The following is an 18601-nucleotide window of genomic DNA, read 5'->3' as shown; positions in this document are numbered from 1 at the left end:
AGCCTCGTGGGAGGCTGTGTGGCAGGGGCGTCTACGCCTCGATGACCACCGGGACGATCATCGGGCGACGCTTGGTCTCCTTGTTGACGAAGCGTCCGGCGGCCTTCCGGGCCGCACGCTGGACCGCCTCGATGTCGGTCGGGTCCTTCACCTCGCCGATCGCCTTCTCGACCACGTTCGCGCAGTCGGCGAGCAGGCCTTCGGCTTCCTTCTCGTAGACCCAGCCTCGGGTCACGATCTCGGGCGAGGTGATGAGCGCTCCCGACTCGACGTCGACGGTCACGATCACGACGACGACGCCCTCTTCGGCGAGGACCCGCCGGTCGCGCAGGACACCGTGTCCCACATCGCCGATCGTGCCGTCCACGTAGAGGTACCCGGCCGGGACCTTGCCGACGGCCTTGAGCCCGTCGTCGGTCAGTTCGAGTTGGTGACCGTCCTCGCAGACCCAGACGTGGTCCGGGGCGATGCCCATCTTGCGGGCGAGCTTGGCGTGGGCCACCAGGTGGCGGTACTCGCCGTGGACGGGGATGAACCACTCGGGCTTGACGATCGAGTGGTACGTCTTGAGCTCTTCGGCCTTTGCGTGACCGGTGGCGTGCACGTCGGCGATGCCGGAGTACACGACCTCGACGCCCTGGCGGACCAGTCCGTCGATCACCTTCGAGACGTTCATCTCGTTGCCGGGGATCGGGTGCGAGCTCAAGATCACGGTGTCGTCGGGCGTCAGCGTCAGCCAGCGGCTCTCGGTCGCGGCCATCAGCGCGAGGGCCGACATGGGCTCGCCCTGGCTCCCCGTCGAGATGATGCAGATCTTCTCGGGCGGGTAGTCGTCGATCTTCTCGATGTCGATGAGGTTCCGCTCGGGGATGTTCAGCAGACCCATGTCGCGGGCCAGCTTCACGTTCTTCTTCATCGACATGCCGAGCGTGGCGATCTTGCGGTCGAACGCGATCGCCGCGTCGGCGATCTGCTGGACGCGGTGCACGTGGCTCGCGAAGCAGGCGGTGATGATACGGCGGCCTTCGTGGGCGTGGAACAGGTCGTAGAGGACCTGGCCGACGCTGGTCTCGCTGGCCGAGTGACCGTGCTCTTCGGCGTTGGTCGAGTCGGCGAGGAGGAGGCGGACGCCGGGGTCGTGGCCGAGTGAGCCCATGCGGGACAGGTCGGTGAGCCGGCCGTCGACGGGGGTGAGGTCGATCTTGAAGTCGCCCGAGTGCAGGATCACGCCCTGCGGCGTGTGGAACGCCGTGGCGAAGCCGTGCGGCACCGAGTGGGTGACGGGGATGAACTCGCAGTCGAAGGGGCCGATCTGGCGGCGTTCACCGTCGGTGACCGGGATGAACTCGGTCCGGTCGAGCAGTCCGGCTTCCTCGATGCGGTTCCGCGCCAACCCGAGGGTCAGCGCCGAGCCGTAGAGCGGGAAGCTGACGTCGCGCAGGAGGAAGGCGAGGCCCCCAGTGTGGTCTTCGTGACCGTGGGTGAGGATCGCACCCTCGATCCGGTCGGCGTTCTCGTACAGGTAGCTGAAGTCCGGCAGGACCAGGTCGACACCGAGCATGTCGAGGTCCGGGAACATCAAGCCGCAGTCGATGAGCATGATGCGGTCGTCGACCTCGACACACGCACAGTTGCGGCCGATCTCCCCGAGACCGCCGAGGAACGTGATCTTCACGGGTTTGGCCATGCGGCAACCCTACGACCCCCACCCCCAAAATCTCGTCCCCGCCTCACGGCAGGTGTGAGCGAGCGACGGGATTTTCAGTCTTGGAGGGAGTCCCACAGTTCCTTGGCCGCGACCTCGAGCCCGTCGGGGGTCGGACCCATCGGGGGACGGCACTCGCCGGCGGGGAGCCCGAGGCTCCGCAGCATCGCCTTGGTGGGCACCGGGTTGGGGGCCTCGGGCGTCGACTGGAACGCGTACGACGACAGGAGACGCTGGTTGATCCGGCAGGCCTCGGCGGCCTCACCGGCGTCGAAGGCGTCGAACATCGCACGGATCTGCTCGCCGGCCCAGTGCGACGCCACGCTGATCACGCCACCGACACCGACCGACAGGAACGGCAGGGTGAGCGGGTCGTCGCCGGAGTAGACGTCGAAGTCGTCCGGAGCATCGGCGACCAGGCGGGCCGTCTCGGCGATGTCGCCGGCCGCGTCCTTCAGCGCGACGATCGTCGGAACGTCGCGTGCCAGGCCCAGGATGGTCTCGGTGTCGACTTTCCGGCCCGTGCGGATCGGGATGTCGTAGAGCACGATCGGCAGGTCGGTGGCGGCGGCGATCATCCGGAAGTGGCGATCGAGGCCTGCCTGGCTGGGACGGTTGTAGTACGGCGCGACGACGAGGAGCCCGTCGACGCCGATGCCGGCCGCCGCCTCGGACTGGCGGATCGCATGGGCGGTGTCGTTCGAGCCGGTACCGGCGATGACCGGGGCATCGACGGCCTGGCGCACCGCGCGGAACAGGTCGATCGACTCGGCCGACGACAGCGTGGGCGACTCGCCGGTGGTGCCGTTGACCACCAACCCGTCGCTCCCGTGGTCGATCAGCCAACGAGCGAGTTGTTGTGCGCCGTCGAGATCGATGCGGCCGTCGGAGTCGAACGGCGTGATCATCGCGGTCAACACCCGGCCGAATCGTGTGCTTGGCAGGGTTCCCATCAGAGGATCTCGCTTTCGGTGGCGCGTTCGGTGCCGAGGGTCGCGAGCAGGTCTTCGTGGAGCTCGAACCAGACAGAGTGGTAGCTGGGGAACATGGGTTTGGTGAACCAATCGTGGTCCCCCGCCCGGACGTGCGCCAAGGCAGTTCCCAACCGGTCGCCGTGCCCGGCGAAGCGATCGAGCGCACCGGTGAGGGCGTCGAGCACGGGAACGACGCGTTCGTGGAGGGCCTCGAGCCGATCGTGGACGGCGCGGTCGTGCTCCGGATCGCTGTGATCGTTGATGTGGGTCTCGCCGTCGACCTCGCGGAGCTGCCACGCCGTGCAGACCGCCAGGAGCTGGCCGTTGAACTCCAGGAAGTCGCCGTACGCCGCCTCGACCACCGGTCGAACGCCGGCCTCGGCCAGTTCCTCGGCGATCAGTCGTTCGTCCAGGGTCTTCCCTGCCGGCGTCAGCGCGTAGCCGCCGATGCGACCGCGTCGAACCCGGACGAGGTCGGCCACCTCGAGGGCGGAGAGCTCGCCGTCGACGACCTCGGGGGCGAGGCCGACGTCGCTTGCGATCGCCTCGGCCTCGGCGACGCCCTTCAGCCGCAGCGTGTGGAGGACGAGCAGCCGAGGTGACGAAGGATGGCCCACGAGCTCAACGTACTTCGCTGGCGGATCGCGCTTCGGCGGTGGGACCGCGCAGCAGCCGGCCCGGGAGCGCCCCCGTGAACTCGTCGTCGGTGACGGTCACCTCACCGGCACAGATGGTGTGGCGGTAGCCGTGGGCCTTCTGGAGCAGCCGACGAGCGCCGGAAGGGAGGTCGTGCACGATGCGGGGGGCCTCGACACCCAGCGCCTCGTAGTCGATGACGTTCACGTCGGCTCGCATCCCGGGGGCGAGCAGCCCACGATCGAGCAGGCCATAGAGCTCGGCTGTCTCCCGGGTCTGGCGCCGGACCACGAACTCGAGGGGCAGCGTGCCCTGGCCCTGTTCGCGGTCTCGGGTCCAGTAGCTCAACATGAACGTGGGCATGCCGCCGTCGCACACCGCGCCGCAGTGCGCGCCGCCGTCCGAGAGCCCCATGCGCGTCTGCGGATGGAGTTGCAGCTCGCGGGTCAACTCGAGGTCGCCGTAGCTGTAGTTGAAGAGCGGGAAGTAGAGCATCCCCGAGCCGGGGCCGTCGCCGGCGTCGGACGCGAGCACCTCGTAGGCGATGTCTTCGGGACGACGTCCCGTGGCCTCGGCGATGCCGGCGACGGAGTCCTCGGGGCGGGGTTCGTAGCTCTCGTCACCCCGGAACGGGAACATCTTGTCCCAGCTCGTGGTGACGAAGCGGGCGAAGTCGCCGCCGAGTTCGATCGGATCCTCGTCGATGAACCGTTGCCGGTACTCGTCGGTCAGCGCCTTGGCGCGTCGTTCAGCCGGTTCGAGCAGGGCCAACTCGCCCCACGACGGCTTGAACAGGAACGGGTGCAGCGTCAGGTCGAACGCGAACAGGATCCCGATGGCTCGTCCGGCCACCTGCGAGTAGATCGGGAGGCCGTCCGCCGCCGCCTCCTCGAGCAGTCGCAGGCTCGTCTTCCAGTAGTCGGGATCGGTGTCGGGCTGGTTGAGGTTGAAGCTCACGGGTCGGCCGGTGATCGCCGCCAACTCCCGCATCCAGCCGAACTCGTCGCCGACCTTGACGTGATCAGGGCTGTACTCGAACACCCCGTGCCCCGCCGCAGCGATGGCCCGGCCGATCCCGAGGATCTCGTCGTCGGACGCCGACGTCCCCGGCACCAACTCGCCGTCGATCGACTTGTGGATCGGGGTGCGACTGGTCGAGAAGCCCAACGCCCCGGCGCGCAACCCCGACTCGACGAGCGCGGCCATGGCCTCGATGTCCTCGGGTGTGGCGGGCTGGTTGTCGGCGCCTCGCTCCCCCATGACGTACGTCCGCAGCGCGCCGTGCGGCACCTGGGTTCCGACGTCGCAGACGAACGGACGCCGGTCGAGTGCGTCGAGGTACTGCTCGAAGCTCTCCCACTCCCACTCGATGCCGTCGCTCATGGCGGCACCGGGGATGTCCTCGACGCCCTCCATGAGGCCGATCAGCCAGTCCCGACGTTCCTCGGCGACCGGAGCGAACCCGACACCACAGTTGCCCATGACGACCGTGGTCACGCCGTGGAAGCCGCTGGGCGTGAGATACGGGTCCCAGGTGGCCTGCGCGTCGTAGTGGGTGTGGATGTCGACCCATCCTGGGGTCACCAGCAGCCCGTCGGCGTCGATCTCGGTCGTACCGAGGCCGAGGCCGACGCCGACGGCAGCGATGCGGTCCCCGTCGATCGCCACGTCGGCCACACGAGCGGGTGTCCCCGTCCCGTCGACCACCGTTCCCCCACGGATCACGATGTCGTACATGCGGCCGATCGTAGGTCGGCCGGGGGCGGTGCGCTCCCGCATGGCTGTCTTCGAGGCGGACAAACCGGTAGATTTCCTGTGCTTCGACGAAGGCAAGGCGGTCCAGTGATGAACAGGTCAACGATGCCGGTGAGCCGCGCACGGCCCGTCCGTCGCCTGGCGGCGGCCGCAGTGATCGCCTCGCTCCTGAGCACGGCCGTCGTGGCCGAACACGGATCCGCTGCCGATGCCCCCAGCGGGTTCGCCGGCGGCTCCATCACCGAGCTCAACCCCTCGGGCGCGTGGTCGTGGTTCGAGGGTCCGAGGGCGATCCACACCGACTGCGAGCTCCTGGTCGGGTCGGTGTCGGCGACCGGCATGATCGACGTCTCGACCATGGATCTCTCCACTCGTTCGACGCGTGTCGACCACATCGGCGGCCCGGTGGAGATCGACGACCACAACTCCCCCGGGCTGGTCGAGTTGCCCGACGGGCGGATCAGTGCGGCATGGAGTCGCCACAACAAGGACCGCACGGTCCGCAACGTGGAGCGACCTGCGTCGATGTGGAACTGGTACCAGACACCGTCTGTCCTGGCGACCCAGGGTGTCACCTACTCGAACCTCGTCCGGCTCGCCGGCGCGGGAGTCGACGAGGAGACCGACCAGGAACCCGCCGGTCGCCTCTACAACTTCTTCCGTGGTGACGGCTACCGCACCATCTTCAGCACCTCCGACGACCTCGGCCGCACCTGGTCGACACCGTCCACGCTGCTTCGGAAGCAGAGCCAACGTCCCTATCCGGTCTACGACGACGACGGTGAGTCCCGTATCGACGTGGCCACCACCGAGGGCCATCCCCGCGAGTACGCGCCAGGAACCAGCGTGTACCACGGCTTCATCGAAGACGGTGCCATCCGACGGTCCGACGGGTCGGTCATCGCCGACGAGGACTTCGGCATCGCTCCGGAGGAACTCACGCTCGTGTACGAGCGCGGCGAGGACGAACGGGCTTGGACGCTCGACGTCATCACACCGACCGAGACCTCACCCGCGACGATCGTGCTCAGCGTCCGCGACCTCGGCGACGATGTCCTCTCGCACCAGCGCAACCGGTACCTGTACGCGACGTGGAACGGCGACGACTGGGTGGTCAACCCGCTGGCGTGGGCGGGCGACTCGCTCTACGAGGCCGAGGAGTTCTACACGGGCGGCGTCGCGCTCGATCCCACCGACCCCACGCACGTGGTGCTGTCGACGAACGTCGACCCCACCACCGGTCTGCCACTCGTCCCCGCCGTGGGACGCACGGTCGCCGCCCACGAGCTCTACGACGGCTTCACCGCCGACGGCGGTGCCTCGTGGACGTTCCAACCGATCACCGTCGCGTCGACCGAGAGCAACCTGCGACCGGTCATCGCCGATCCCGGCTCCGACGCCCGCAGCCTGGTGTGGCTCCAGGGCACCTACGTCTCGTACCGCCAGTACGCGACCCGCGTCGTCGGCATCGTCGAAGGCACCGCGACCGGCCCGTGCCCCACGCCACTCGCCACCGACGGAGCCGAGGCGTTCGCCGGCGACTTCGACGGGGACGGACTGACGGACTGGCTCGACTACCGCCCGGGATCCGCCCCCGACGTCGTGCACTGGGGCGACGGCGACCGCACCGTCACCTCGGTCAACGGCCAGTACCGCCCCCAGGTCCGACGCGTGGCCGACGGTCGCGACGAGATCTTCTGGGCCAACCCGGCGGCCAGCTACCGGTGGGTCGAGCAGGGGCACCAGTTCGTGTCGTCGGCGATTCGGCACGCCGCGAACGTCGAGTTGTTGGTCGGCGACTTCGACGGCGACGGACTCGACGACGTCTTCCACTACCGCCCGGGTACCGAGAGCGACCGCATCTACTGGACCGACGGCACGAGCACGCCGCTGCGGGTCAACGGCGTCTACCGACCCATCGTCGGCGACTTCAACGGCGACGATCGCGACGACCTGCTCTGGTACGCGCCCGGCGGCGCGGCCGACTACTACTGGCGCTTCGATCCGGGTCACCGGTGGACGTCCTTCCGGACCGGGGTCAGTGGCCAGTACGAGCCCGCCGTGGGAGACATCGACGGTGACGGCACCGATGACGTGTTCTGGCGACGGAGCACCGGCGGCGGCTACCAGTGGCTCCACGCCGTCGGCGCCATCCCGCAGCCGACGTCCTTCGCTGTCGGCTGATCGTTCCGCTGCTCAGGCCGCGGCGCGCAGCGCCCGGTAGAGCAGCCGTGGATCACCGAGTCGACGTCGGAGCTCACGCTCGAGACCAGCGATCGGATAGAGGTTCTGGGGAGCTCGGCTGTCCTTGTGCGGCTCGGAGGCGAAGCGGGGCAGCGCCAGGGTGCAGGCGTCGGCCAGGGCACGCACCTCGTCGACCGAGCGATCAGGTCCCGCCTCGCAGCGGACGACGGACGCCCAGGTGTGCGAGCGAGCGCCCGGGAGGCAGAGATACCAGGACCACCGCGGGAAGGGCTCACCGATCAAGAAGACCGGGGTGCGCTCGCCGGCGACCAGTTCGCCGACGATGTCGGAGACGACGGTCGGCAGGTACCCGACGTGTTGCCGCTTCACGAAGCCGACAGCGTGCTCCATCAGCCGCCGCTCGCGAAGCGGGCCGTCGACGACGAGCAGACAGTCGTCGGGCACGTCGGTCGACACGTGGTGTTCGAGCTCCCCCATGGCCGACTGCAGGGCGAGCGACAGCGCGTCGGGAGAGTCGCCCGACACCTGGCGCACGCCGAAACGTCCGTGCCGGGTCTCGATCGGGACCAACGAGGCACCGTCGCAGAAGAGGCTGCGCCGGACCTGTGCGTCGACCACCGTCGCCGCCCCGTTGCAGCGGACGACCCCTGCCGCGTAGCTGGCGCAGAGCCCCATCCGGGACGGCCCCTCGTCGTCGGCCACCCAGACCTGGGCCTCGACCCGTCGGACCCCGTCGACGAAGGCGATCTCCGCCGGGGCCGTGGTCCCGTCGGCCGGGGCGACCGGCCGCCACTCGTCCGCCGGCAGTTCGAGACTGACGTCGACGGTCGACTGCGACTCGGCCAGTTCGGCCCCCTCGGCCGAGGCCCCGTACTCGGGCGCCCACTGCTCGACGACGTACTTCATGCGTCCACCCGTTCGATCGTGCTGGTGCCCGGCGACTTCGAGACCTCGAAGCGCACCGGCACGCGTTCGGCGAGGTCGGCAACGTGGGAGATGATCCCGACCATGCGTCCGGTCGCGCCCAGCTCCTCGATCGCCGTGGCCACGACGTCGAGCGTGTCGGGATCGAGGGTGCCGAATCCCTCGTCGAGGAAGATCGCATCGAGCGTGTTGCCGCCGGTGGCCGACAGTTCGCTCACCCCCTCGGCGAGCGCGAGCGCCAGCGCCAGCGACGCCAGGAAGGTCTCGCCGCCCGACAGGGTCCGAGCGATCCGCCGTTCGTCGGCGTTGGCATGGTCGATGACCGCGAACTGCTTCTTGTCGTCGACCGCCATCGCATAACGACCCGACGACAGCAGTTCGAGCCACGTCGACGCCCCGGCGAGCAGCGCATCCAATGCCTCGTCCAGCAGCCAGGCCTCGAACCCGCGCGCGCCGAGTTGCTCGGCGAGCAGGTCGTGCACCTGTCGACGCTCGTCGAGCAGCGCACGCTCGTCGCCCAGTTGGGTCGCGAGCGTGACCTCGCGCTCGAGCTGTTCGTGACGGCTTCGCTCGGTGGCCAGCGCAGCCACGCAGCGGTCGCGGATCGACGAGGCCGGCGCCCGTGCGACGCCGGCCGTCTCGGCCAGGGCTCCGAGGGCGTCGCGTCGCTCGTCTCGGGCGGCGATCGCCGTGGCCCGGGCCCGGGTCCGGTCTTCGAGCGAGCCCTGACGACGCGCGCGCTCCTCGTTCGACCACTGCACGAGTGCATCCCAGTCCGCCGCCAGGTCGTCGGTCACCGGGGGCGGGCCGAAGGCCGCGACGTTGTCTCGTGCCGTGACGAAGTCGGCGCGGGCACGGGCCATCTGGCGAGCGGCGGCATCGGCGGCCGACCGGCAGCGTGCGACGTCGGCGCGGGCCCGCTCGTCTTCGGTCCGGGCCGTTCGTAGCGACTCCTCAGCGGCGGCGATGCGCTGCAGCGTCTCGGCGATCTCCTCGGGCGACGGGGCCTCCGCGAGTCGTCGGGACAACTGGTCGCGTTCGGCGATCCGTTCGTCGAGCTTCGCTCGGTAGCTGACCTCGGTCTTCTCGACGTCGGCGAGCTGGGTCGTCGCCTCGCGCAGTGCCCGCGTGGCGACGTCGAGGCGCTGATCGGCAGCGGCGAGTGCCCCGCCGTCGGCGGACGGGAGTGCGTCGATCGTCGACCCGCACACCGGGCAGTCGTCGCCGAGATGCAGGTGGCGGGCCAGGTCGGCGGCGACGTCCGCGGTTCGGGCCTGGTCCCGGAGTGTCTCGGCGTCGCGGACGGCGAGGGTCGCCTCGTCGACGCGGGATCGGGCCACGCTCAGGGACTCCTCGACCTCGGCGACCAACCGGGTGCCCTTGTCGATGCTGGCCGCGATCTCGCCCATCCGCTCGTGGTCTGCGGCGAACGACCGGAGCACACCGGCATCGGGGAGCGCCTCGACCGCGATCGACGCGGCCGCCACGGCGTCGGCTGCCGCTCGTTCCACGGTCTCGGCGTCGCCCACGGCCTCTGTGGCCTGGTCCGCCTGTCGCGCGGTCTCGTGCAGGTCGGGCGGCGTGGCCACGGTCGCCAATGCCGCCGACGCTCGGTTCGCCTCGGTGATGCTCTCGTCGGCGAGGCGGATCTCGTCGTCGAGCCGCGCCAGCTCGGGAGCAGCGGCATCGAGTTCGGCGACCACCGCTGCGAGGGCGTCGACACGCCCCGTCGACTCGACCACCGCGGTCGGGGTCGCGTGCGCCGACCGGGCGAGCTGTTCGTCGAGGAACTCGATCCGCTGGGCCGCCCGCTTCGTCTCGGATCGGGCCGCAGTCGCCAGCCGCTCGTAGAGACCCAGATCGAGCAGCTTGACCAGCAGGTCCTGTCGCGTCGCCTTGGTGTCGTGGAGCAGCGTGGCGAATGCACCCTGCGGGAGGACCACGCACTTGGTGAACTGCTCGAGTTCGAGACCGAGCAGTTCGGCCGCCCCTGCGGTGACGCCGTCGGCGTCCTCGGCCAGCACCGTGGTGTCCGCCTCGGCCTCGCGGCGCTCGAGTCGCGCCTCCTTCGTCGTGGCTCCCGTCTTGGTGCGACGCACGACCCTCGTGGCGATGTAGTGGTCGTGGCCGACGGTGAAGTCGAGGCGGACGCGTGCTTCGAGCGCGCCCTGGGTGATCACCGGGTAGACGAGCCCCTTGCTCCCGTAGCGGGGAACCGAGCCGTACAACGCGAACACCATCGCGTCGATGACAGTCGACTTGCCGGCACCCGTGGGGCCGACCAGCGCGAAGAGATCGATGTCGGCGAGATCGACGACCGCCCGCTCGCGGAATGCGGCGAATCCTTCGATCTCGATGCGTACCGGTCTCATGCCTCACCGCCGGCGGTCGTGGCCTCGTCGAGAAGGGCCTCGAAGGCGGGCACGAGACGGTCGTCGTCCACGCCCCGCTCCGCGAGATAGAGCGAGAAGAGCTCGGACGGCGAGGCGTTGTCCGGTCGTCGGTTGCGCTCCGGGACGATGTCATCTGGCAGGCGGACCTGCACGTCGACCACGTGCTCGAACCACGATCGGATCTCGTCGGCGAGGCCGGCCCGCCGGGTGTCGGCGACGACGATCCGCAGGTGGTCGTCGCCGGTCGTCCCCCGCGCAGCCTCGAGCTCGGCCAACGTGCCTGTGAGCGTGCGGAGGCGACGTCCCTCGGTCAGCGGGACCTCGCGGACGGCGGCCGGCGCGCCGGGTTCCAGGTCGACGACGGTGACCGACTTGGCGTCTCCCGTCTCACCGAAGTCGAGCTGCAGGGGCGAGCCGCTGTAGCGGATCCTGGTCGACCCCGGAATCTCCTGCGGCCGGTGGAGGTGACCCAGGGCCACGTACTGGGCGGTCACCGGGAACGCCAGCGAGCCGACGCTGTAGTCCATGATCGTGTGGGCCGAGCGCTCGCCGCCTCCCATCGTCCCGCCAGCGGCGAAGAGGTGACCGCACACGACGTTGACCGTGTCCGCGGCGAAGCCCGACGTCAGACCGGTGATGATCGCCCGCATCCGTTCGTCGTAGGTCTGGTTGAGCTCGAACGCTGGGTCACGCATCAACTCGTCGGCCCGGACGATGCCCCGTTTGGACACGAAAGGCACGAGCGCGAGCCGCAACGTGGTCCCGTCGACGTCGATGTCGATCACGCCGCCGTCATCCGGTCGGGCTGCCTGCGCGAGGAGATGGACCCGGCCGAGCGACAGCAACGGCGCCACCGCCGCCAGGCGTCGGGGGTTGTCGTGGTTGCCGCCGACCACCACGACCGGGGCCACGCGGGCGAGGTCGAGCAGCGCCTGGTACACGATCTGTTCGGAACCCGGGCCCGGCGCCGCCGTCTCGAAGAGGTCGCCCGCGACGAGGACCACGTCGACCGACTCCGCCTCGGCGATCGATGCGATCTCGCGCAGCACGGCACGGTGCTCGTCCGCCCGACTCGCCCCGCGGATCAGCTTGCCGACGTGCCAGTCAGAGGTGTGCAACAGACGCATGGCTACAGACCGGCGAACGGGTCATCGGGAACGGCGGACTCGGCGCCGGCACGGGCGCCGGTCTCGGAGACCCGCGTCGCCCAGGCGGGGAACGGGAACTCGATCACCACCGGCACCGGGAGCTGCGGCTGGCTCACGATCATGGTTCCCGGCTTGATGATCGTCGACCGCTGGCGTTGCACCGCCGGCAACCAGCCGTACTCGCCACGCGAGGCCTCGGCCGAGTCGAGACGGCCGACGACGCGGATCGCCGAGTTGGCCACGACACGTCGCTCGACCTCGCTGGCGGTCTGCTGCGCTCCGATCAGGATGATGCCGAGCGAGCGGCCGCGCTCGGCGACGTCGAGCAGCAGTTCCTTGATCGGCGACGAACCCTCCCGAGGCGCGTACTTGTTGAGCTCGTCGAGCACGACGAACTGGAGGGGTTCGGCGGTCCCCGACCGCTCCTTGGCCGCGAACGCCTGCCGCAGGACCACGCCGACCACGAACCGCTTGGCGCGGTCGTTGAGGTTGTGGATGTCGACGACCGTCACCTGGTTGGCGTCGAGGTCGACCGGATGCGAGGTGGTGCGTTCGACGTCGGCACGGATGAGATCACCGAGATGGTCGACGGCGCCGAACAAGCGCCGGACGAAGGCGCCGACGGTCCCTCCACCGATGGCCCGACCCGCCCACTCGGTCACCGTGAGGTCGTCGTTGAGCCGGTCGTCGATCAACTCGACCAGATCGCGGAACGACCGGACGGTCTGCCCCTCGATCGACACCGCTCCGGTCCCGGCCGGCACCGCCTCCTCGAGGCGGCGGGCGACGTTGTGGACGACCATCGTGTACTGCTGACGGTCGTCCTCGGCGTCGGCGAAGAGGAACGGCAACAGCCGGTCCTTGCAGAACTCCTCGAGCGTCCAGAAGAACGGCTTCACGCCGGTCGACCGTGCACCGACGTTGGGCTGCGCGGACGGGTCGCCGGGGCGCGGCGGCGCCACGATCCCCACGCTGGTGAAGGGCCCGACCGGCAGACCGAGCTTCCCGTAGCGGGCTCGCTGTGTGTCGTCGAGGTTGGCGTTGTGATGGTCGAGGAACAGCAGGTCCTCGCCCTTGACGTTGAAGATCAGCGCCTTGGTGTTGGCCTGCGCTGCACCCAACACACCCGAGTGGAACAGCGAGTAGAGGAGGAAGGTGGCGTACGTCGTCTTGGTGGCCACGCCCGAGACGCCGCTGATGTTGACGTGCGCTCCCCGCGTGCCGTCGAGGAACTCGGCGTCGAGGAAGAACGGCTCGTCGTCACGCGAGAGGCCGGCCGGGACCTTGGACGCCATGTCGTCGAAGTGCAGGGCCCTCCCCCGCTCGTCTCCCGTCGCCTTGCGCACCGCGGCACCGGGCAACGGGGGCACGAACACCTCGGGCTCGACCCGGGTCGTCATCACCTTCGCCGCCCGGGAGACCTGCGCCGGCAGGACACCGTCCTCGATCAGGAACACGTCGCTGTCGAACTGCGCCCCCTCGTGGCGGGCCCGGACCTGTTCGACCATCCCGAAGAGCTCGACCTTCTGCCCGTCGGGGAGGATCCGATCGGTCGCCACGACGTCGTCCAACTGGAGGAACTGGTCGTCGGCGATCGCCACCCAGTACTCGAGCGGGGTGGCGTCCTCGGTCCCGATCACCCGGCCGGCGGGGAGGGGATCGTGGGGGTTCGGGGAGTCGTCGGACATCAGGACCGACGGTACTCATGCGGGGTGACAACTAACGCGGAGGCTCCGACGCTCGCTCGTCGTGTCCGGGCGACTCGTGGTCGAGCACCAGGCCCATCGTCACGGCGTCCCAGAGCGAACCGTCCTTGCGGCGCCAGTGGCGTCGCCGATAGCCCTCCTCGACGAACCCGAACCGTTCGTACAACGCCCGGGCACGGTGATTCCACGGCCAGTGGTCCAACTCCATCTTGTGCGCACCGGCGGAGCGGGCCCACGCCACGGCCGCCTCCATCAGGGCCGCGCCGACTCCCTGGCCGCGGTGGCCGTCGGCGACGTTCATGCCCAGGTGAGCGATCCCCATCGGGTTCACGAGATCCAGGTTGCCGACCGCCTCGCCGTCGATCTCGGCGACGAACATGACGGCGGTCTCGCCGTCGGCGATCGTCGTGGCGAACCGCGTTCGATCGCGCTCCTCGTCGAGCGGGAGTTCGGCGCCGATCCAGATCCCCTCACGGGCGACCTCGACACGGAGAGCGATCAAGGCGTCGAGGTCGGTGAGCTCCGCTCGTCGGATCGTGACAGCCATCGCCTGATTGTGGCCCACCGCGGGTCGAGAACGCAGCGGGTTACCGTTCACCCATGAGCAGGAACCTCCGGGACTTCACCAAGGCCGTGTACGGCTTCGACGCCGTCGTCCGCCGGAACCTGACCAAGGCCGGTGATGCCCTTCGTGTCCCGGGCATGTTCGGTCCCGAGGTCGAGGCGCCCGCCGACGCCACGCCGGCCGAGGCGTTCATCGCCTTCGCCGGCCGCAACCCGCGCTCCTGACCGCACGTTCGGGGCCCGTACTCCCCCGAATCCCCCGTAGGCGCGCCATCGTTGCGATTTCTGCGACCCATCGACCTCCTGTGGCGCGCGTGACGTCGCAGGAATCCGGGGCGCGGCCGTCGGCACTACCCTGAGCACTGCTTCCCCCAGCGCCCACCGCGCGGAGGAAGCTCATGCAGATCACACCCGTCGCTGCCCGGTTCGCCGTCGACCAGCTGGGCTTGGTCACACGGCGGCAACTGCTGACCAACGGGGTGTCCCGGTCAGCGATCCACAAGGCCGTCGGTTCGGGACGCCTCGTCCGACTCGAGGTCGGTGTCTACGCGTTGCCAGGTGTCCCGCTCACCGCCGACACGAGGCTGCTCGCCAAGGTCCTCGCTGCCGGTGACGGGGCGATGGTCTCCCACCGCTCGGCGGCGAAGCTGTGGGACCTCGTCGACGACGCCCCACCGAATCCGGAAGTCTCGGTCCCCCGCGGCCGCAATCCGAGGAAGGCAGGAATCGTGGTCCGTTCGTCGACGGATCTGGACCTCGTGATCCCCGGGCGTGTGCGTGGCATCCCGGTGACCGACGTCGGTCGCACGATCCTCGACTGCGCTGGCGTACCGGGCGTGGACATCGAGCTGCTGATCGACGAGGCCAGACGACGTCATGACATTTCGCGCACCTTGCTCCCGTGGATCGTCGCCACCCATGCCCGGTCGGGTCGCCGTGGCATCGACCGCCTCCGTCGCCATCTCGAGATCGACGAGTTGCCGGACTCGGACTTCGAGCGACTCGTGTGTCGCTGGCTCGATGCGGAGGGCGTCGGCGGTTGGACGCTCCACCATCGGATCGTCGTGCCCGGCTTCGGGCCGATCGAATTCGATCTCGCCTGGCCGACGTGTCGGCTCGCGCTCGAACTCGAGGGTGCGGACCACCGTGACCGGAGCGGTGTGCACGACCGGGACACGCGACGTCAGAACGTCGCACACCTCGCCGGGTGGGACGTGCTGCGGGTGACCTACCGGCGGTGGATCCGATCGACGGCAGCCGTGCTCGCCGAGATCACTGCCGCCATCGCCGTTCCCGTGACGTGAAGCGCACCTCTGGCGCGCCCCACGTCACAGAAATCACGACGAAACGCTGGGGAACGATTCGTTGACGAATCGTTGCCCAGGACTCCTGGACTGCGGTCGGGTCAGCTGGTGGCGGCCTGGCCGCCGACCTCGCCCTCGGCCAGCTGGAAGATGGCCATCTCCTCTTCGGTGTCGGCCCAGTCCTCGAACTGGATCACGCCGAGCTCGGTGAACTTCTGGCGCAGCCAGCCGTCGTTGCGGTCGAGCAGACCCAGCTTCTTGCAGTTCGGCACGATCTTGGCGAACAGCATCGATTGGAACATCTCACGCTCGGGAGCGGCCATGACCAGCGGGAGGACCTCCTTGACGTCGAGACCCATGCGGGCCCAGACCTCTTGCTGGAGGAAGCGGTCACGCATGCGGACGGCGGCCTCGAAGGCGAACTCCTGGCGGACCTTCATCTCGGCGTCCGACAGCTCCTCGTAGTACTCCTTGAGCGACAGCACACCGAAGGCCACGTGGCGGGCCTCGTCCGACATGACGTAGCGGAGGAGCTTCTTGAGCAGCGGCTCGGTCGTCATCTGGTGGATGAAGCCGAAGGCGGCGAGGGCGAGACCCTCGACCATGATCTGCATGCCCAGGTAGGTCATGTCCCAGCGGGAGTCCTCGATGATGTCGTCGAGGAGCAGGCCGAGGTGGGCGTTGAGCGGGTAGTGACCCGAGAGCTTGGTGTCGAGGTACTTGGCGAAGACCTCGACGTGGCGGGCCTCGTCCATGACCTGGGTGGCGGCGTAGTACTTGGCGTCGATCCACGGGACGGTCTCGACGATCTTGGCGGTGCAGATCAGCGCACCCTGCTCGCCGTGCATGAACTGCGACAGCATCCAGTTCTGCGACTCGATGCCGACCTGCAGCCATTCCTTGTCGCCCCACTTGGCGAACGGGGTGCCGGACAGGTCCATCTCCGGGCCGAGGCCGGTGGCGCCGCCACCGTTGGCCATGACGACCTGCTCCTGGTCGACGTCGATCGACCAGTCGAGGTCGGTCTCGCCGTTCCACATCGACGTCTTCGACTTCTCGTAGAGGCGGTTGAGCGCCGGGCGCTCGCCCTTCTCGTAGTTCCAGGTGAAGAGGGCGTCGGCGTTGTCCTGGACGGCGCGGATGGTCTCGCCCTCGTCGGTGCCGACGACCGAGAGGATGGCCTCGATGTCGTGGAGGTCTTCGCGGCCGACGATGGCCTCGTTCTCGGTGCTTGCGGTGTCGGTCATGGTGTTCCTTCTGTGTCGGTGACGGTGGATCCCGGTGTCAGACCGGGGAGGATGTGGTGGCGGACCAGGCGCCGGATCGAGGCGTCGTCGAACGGGTCGACGGCCGGGCTCGGGTGCATGGCGTAGGAGAGGATGATGCGCACCAGGTGCTCGGCGGCGGACCAGGCATCGGCCGACGAGCCCACGTGGGGTTCGAGGTGCGGAGCGGCGAAGCCGGCGGCATGGAGGAGGACGACGTCGAGGCGGTGGAACGCGAACTGCGGGAGCAGCAGACCCGGCTCCATCTGCACGATCGTGCGCAGCGCCGCGTGCTCGAGGAGGAATCGCATGCTGGCGCCGAGGCCTGCGGTGACGATGTCCTCGAGATCGTCGAGCGCAGCGACCGTTGCGTCCAACTCGGCGAAGAAACGGTCGATCTCGCGGACGATGACCGACTGGAACAGGACGTCGCGACCGCCCGGGAAGCGGCGGTAGATCGTCGCTCGGGAGACGCCGGACTCGCGAGCGATGTCGTCGAGTGTGGTCTTGGTCAGCCCGAAACGAGCGATGCAGCCGAGCGTCGCCCTGCGGACACGTTCGTCGGTGTCGACCGAGTCGTCGACCGCGTCGTCGATCCGGTTCGCCCCGTTCGCGTCGATCGTCAGCAATGCCCCCATCTGAGATGAGACACTAAGGCCGAATCTGTCTCACTGTCCACGTGTCGTTCGTCACACGATGCCGGCGAGGATCCGGGACCGGACCATGGCATCGACCTGGGCCGGGTCGTCGAGGTCCCAGGTGCCGGCCGCTCCCACGTACGACAGCACCATGCGCGCACAATGGTCGGCGGCCAGGTCGACGTCGGCCGATCGGCCGTCGACCGCGAGTTCTGACCGCAGGACGCCGACCAGCGCGTCCTGGATCATCGGATGGACGGTGGCGAGCGACGGGACCAGCGCCTCGGCTTCGTCCTCGAGCAGCCGTTGCAGGACCTCGTGTTCGCCGAGCAGCCTGCGGGCCCCGACGACGAGGGCCACGACGCGGGCCACGAGATCACCATCGGCCGGGACCTCGGCCGACAACGTCGTGAAGAAGCGCCCGACCTCGCGCCGGATGGTCGTCTCGACCAACTCCTCACGTCCGCCGGGGAAGTGTCGGTAGATCGTGGCTCGTGACGACCCGGCCCGGGTGGCGATCGCCTCGACCGTCAATCCACCCAACCCGTTGTCGGCGACCTCGGCGAACGTGGCGTCGAGCACGCGGTCGCGGAGGTCGTCGCTCATGGCGAATCGACCGGTTCGTCGGTGGGCGCGGCCGCTTCGTGCGCCTTGTCGTTCCCGACCTTGCGGATGACCAACGGGTACCCGATGAGGCCGATGGTGGCGAAGATGAACCACTGCACGGCATAGCCCCGGTGGGGACCGGAGTCGAGCTCGGGCAACGGCACAGGAACGAGGCCCTGATCACCGGCCGACGAGACCTCCTGCTGGATGGCGAGGGGTGCGACCGGCCCACCCGCGACGGCCTCGACCGCGGATTCGTCCATGCATGCGGCGCCGATGACCACGCCGGCATCGTCGGTACGTTCGCCGCAGCTGTCGCGCCACGGCAACGCCGTACCGGTCACGGTGACGGTCCCGGACGGCGGGGCGGGCGGCGTGAGCTCCCCTCCCTCGAAGCCGAGGAACCCTCGACTGACGGCGACGACCGTGCCGTCGGCGGTGCGCAGCGGCGTGACCACCCACGATCCCGGCAGTCCGTCGTTGGACCGGTTGTCGACCAGGAGATCACTGCCCAGGGCGTACTCGCCGGTCACGGTGACCGGTCGATAGCGCGTCGACTCGAGGTCGTCGGTCGATGCCACCAGGTCGTCGAGTTCGGCGACCGGCGCCTCGCTCCGAGCGATCACCTGAGCGTTGCGTTCGGCCCGCTCGTCATGGCGACGCAGCTGCCAGAAACCGAGACTCACGCACATCACGACAAGCAGCGCGACGAACACGTGCGACACGATCCACAGCGGACGGAGGGCGAAGCGGTACACCGCTCCGGAGCCTACGGACC

At 69.2% G+C, this 18601-nt stretch carries 16 protein-coding genes; 3 read left to right on the top strand and 13 right to left on the bottom strand.

From position 1 onward, the window contains the following. Positions 1 to 31: 31 nt before the first annotated feature. From AB8619_RS05765 to AB8619_RS05750, 4 genes are all read right to left on the bottom strand, one after another. Positions 32 to 1687, bottom strand: coding sequence for a ribonuclease J (locus tag AB8619_RS05765; protein ID WP_436795507.1), 1656 nt, complete (start codon positions 1685 to 1687; stop codon positions 32 to 34). Positions 1688 to 1761: 74 nt separating this feature from the next. After that, on the bottom strand, positions 1762 to 2625 hold the full coding sequence (dapA, locus tag AB8619_RS05760) for a 4-hydroxy-tetrahydrodipicolinate synthase (protein WP_436795506.1): 864 nt from the start codon (positions 2623 to 2625) through the stop codon (positions 1762 to 1764). Between the two features lie 32 nt (positions 2626 to 2657). Further along, positions 2658 to 3296: a transcriptional regulator gene (locus AB8619_RS05755; RefSeq protein WP_436795505.1), complete on the bottom strand. Its 639-nt coding sequence runs from the start codon at positions 3294 to 3296 to the stop codon at positions 2658 to 2660. A 4-nt stretch (positions 3297 to 3300) separates the two neighbouring features. Beyond that, positions 3301 to 5052 (bottom strand): N-acyl-D-amino-acid deacylase family protein, encoded by a 1752-nt coding sequence (locus AB8619_RS05750; RefSeq protein ID WP_436795504.1) that lies wholly within the window; start codon positions 5050 to 5052, stop codon positions 3301 to 3303. Positions 5053 to 5181: 129 nt separating this feature from the next. On the opposite strand from AB8619_RS05750, the gene AB8619_RS05745 reads away from it, so the two are divergent. Further along, positions 5182 to 7254 (top strand): BNR-4 repeat-containing protein, encoded by a 2073-nt coding sequence (locus AB8619_RS05745; protein ID WP_436795503.1) that lies wholly within the window; start codon positions 5182 to 5184, stop codon positions 7252 to 7254. 12 nt (positions 7255 to 7266) lie between these two features. Here AB8619_RS05745 and AB8619_RS05740 read toward each other — a convergent pair whose 3' ends face one another. The 5 genes from AB8619_RS05740 to AB8619_RS05720 are packed head-to-tail and all read right to left on the bottom strand — an operon-like array spanning position 7267 to position 13993. Then, positions 7267 to 8181 carry a hypothetical protein gene (locus AB8619_RS05740; protein WP_436795502.1) on the bottom strand — a complete coding sequence of 305 codons (915 nt, stop codon included), beginning with the start codon at positions 8179 to 8181 and terminating at the stop codon, positions 7267 to 7269. Then, positions 8178 to 10571, bottom strand: coding sequence for an AAA family ATPase (locus tag AB8619_RS05735; protein ID WP_436795501.1), 2394 nt, complete (start codon positions 10569 to 10571; stop codon positions 8178 to 8180). Before AB8619_RS05735 ends, AB8619_RS05740 begins: the two co-directional genes overlap by 4 nt. Next, positions 10568 to 11710: an exonuclease SbcCD subunit D gene (locus tag AB8619_RS05730; protein ID WP_436795500.1), complete on the bottom strand. Its 1143-nt coding sequence runs from the start codon at positions 11708 to 11710 to the stop codon at positions 10568 to 10570. The genes AB8619_RS05735 and AB8619_RS05730 overlap by 4 nt, the downstream gene beginning before the upstream one ends. A gap of 11 nt (positions 11711 to 11721) precedes the next feature. Next, a complete protein-coding gene (locus AB8619_RS05725) occupies positions 11722 to 13428 on the bottom strand; it encodes an ATP-binding protein (protein WP_436795499.1) in 1707 nt (568 codons plus the stop codon). 31 nt (positions 13429 to 13459) lie between these two features. After that, positions 13460 to 13993, bottom strand: coding sequence for an N-acetyltransferase family protein (locus tag AB8619_RS05720; protein WP_436795498.1), 534 nt, complete (start codon positions 13991 to 13993; stop codon positions 13460 to 13462). A 53-nt stretch (positions 13994 to 14046) separates the two neighbouring features. On the opposite strand from AB8619_RS05720, the gene AB8619_RS05715 reads away from it, so the two are divergent. After that, positions 14047 to 14235: a hypothetical protein gene (locus AB8619_RS05715; RefSeq protein ID WP_436795497.1), complete on the top strand. Its 189-nt coding sequence runs from the start codon at positions 14047 to 14049 to the stop codon at positions 14233 to 14235. 173 nt (positions 14236 to 14408) lie between these two features. Next, positions 14409 to 15314: a type IV toxin-antitoxin system AbiEi family antitoxin domain-containing protein gene (locus AB8619_RS05710; protein ID WP_436795496.1), complete on the top strand. Its 906-nt coding sequence runs from the start codon at positions 14409 to 14411 to the stop codon at positions 15312 to 15314. A gap of 101 nt (positions 15315 to 15415) precedes the next feature. Here AB8619_RS05710 and AB8619_RS05705 read toward each other — a convergent pair whose 3' ends face one another. From AB8619_RS05705 to AB8619_RS05690, 4 genes are read right to left on the bottom strand one after another with little or no spacing between them, the layout of a single operon-like run. Then, the gene (locus AB8619_RS05705; protein ID WP_436795495.1) at positions 15416 to 16561 is read right to left on the bottom strand and encodes a ferritin-like domain-containing protein; all 1146 of its coding nucleotides are present in this window, start codon (positions 16559 to 16561) and stop codon (positions 15416 to 15418) included. Beyond that, complete coding sequence (locus tag AB8619_RS05700) at positions 16558 to 17217, bottom strand: TetR/AcrR family transcriptional regulator (protein WP_436795494.1); 660 nt, start codon at positions 17215 to 17217, stop codon at positions 16558 to 16560. Before AB8619_RS05700 ends, AB8619_RS05705 begins: the two co-directional genes overlap by 4 nt. A gap of 51 nt (positions 17218 to 17268) precedes the next feature. Beyond that, entirely contained in the window at positions 17269 to 17823 is a 555-nt protein-coding gene (locus AB8619_RS05695; protein WP_436795493.1) for a TetR/AcrR family transcriptional regulator, read from the bottom strand. Then, on the bottom strand, positions 17820 to 18581 hold the full coding sequence (locus AB8619_RS05690) for an SURF1 family protein (protein ID WP_436795492.1): 762 nt from the start codon (positions 18579 to 18581) through the stop codon (positions 17820 to 17822). The genes AB8619_RS05695 and AB8619_RS05690 overlap by 4 nt, the downstream gene beginning before the upstream one ends. Positions 18582 to 18601: the final 20 nt, after the last annotated feature.

The sequence above is a fragment of the Actinospongiicola halichondriae genome (assembly GCF_049103745.1).
Taxonomy (GTDB): Bacteria; Actinomycetota; Acidimicrobiia; order Acidimicrobiales; family Salinilacustritrichaceae; genus Salinilacustrithrix; species Salinilacustrithrix halichondriae.
This window is presented reverse-complemented; position numbering and strand designations above follow the sequence as displayed.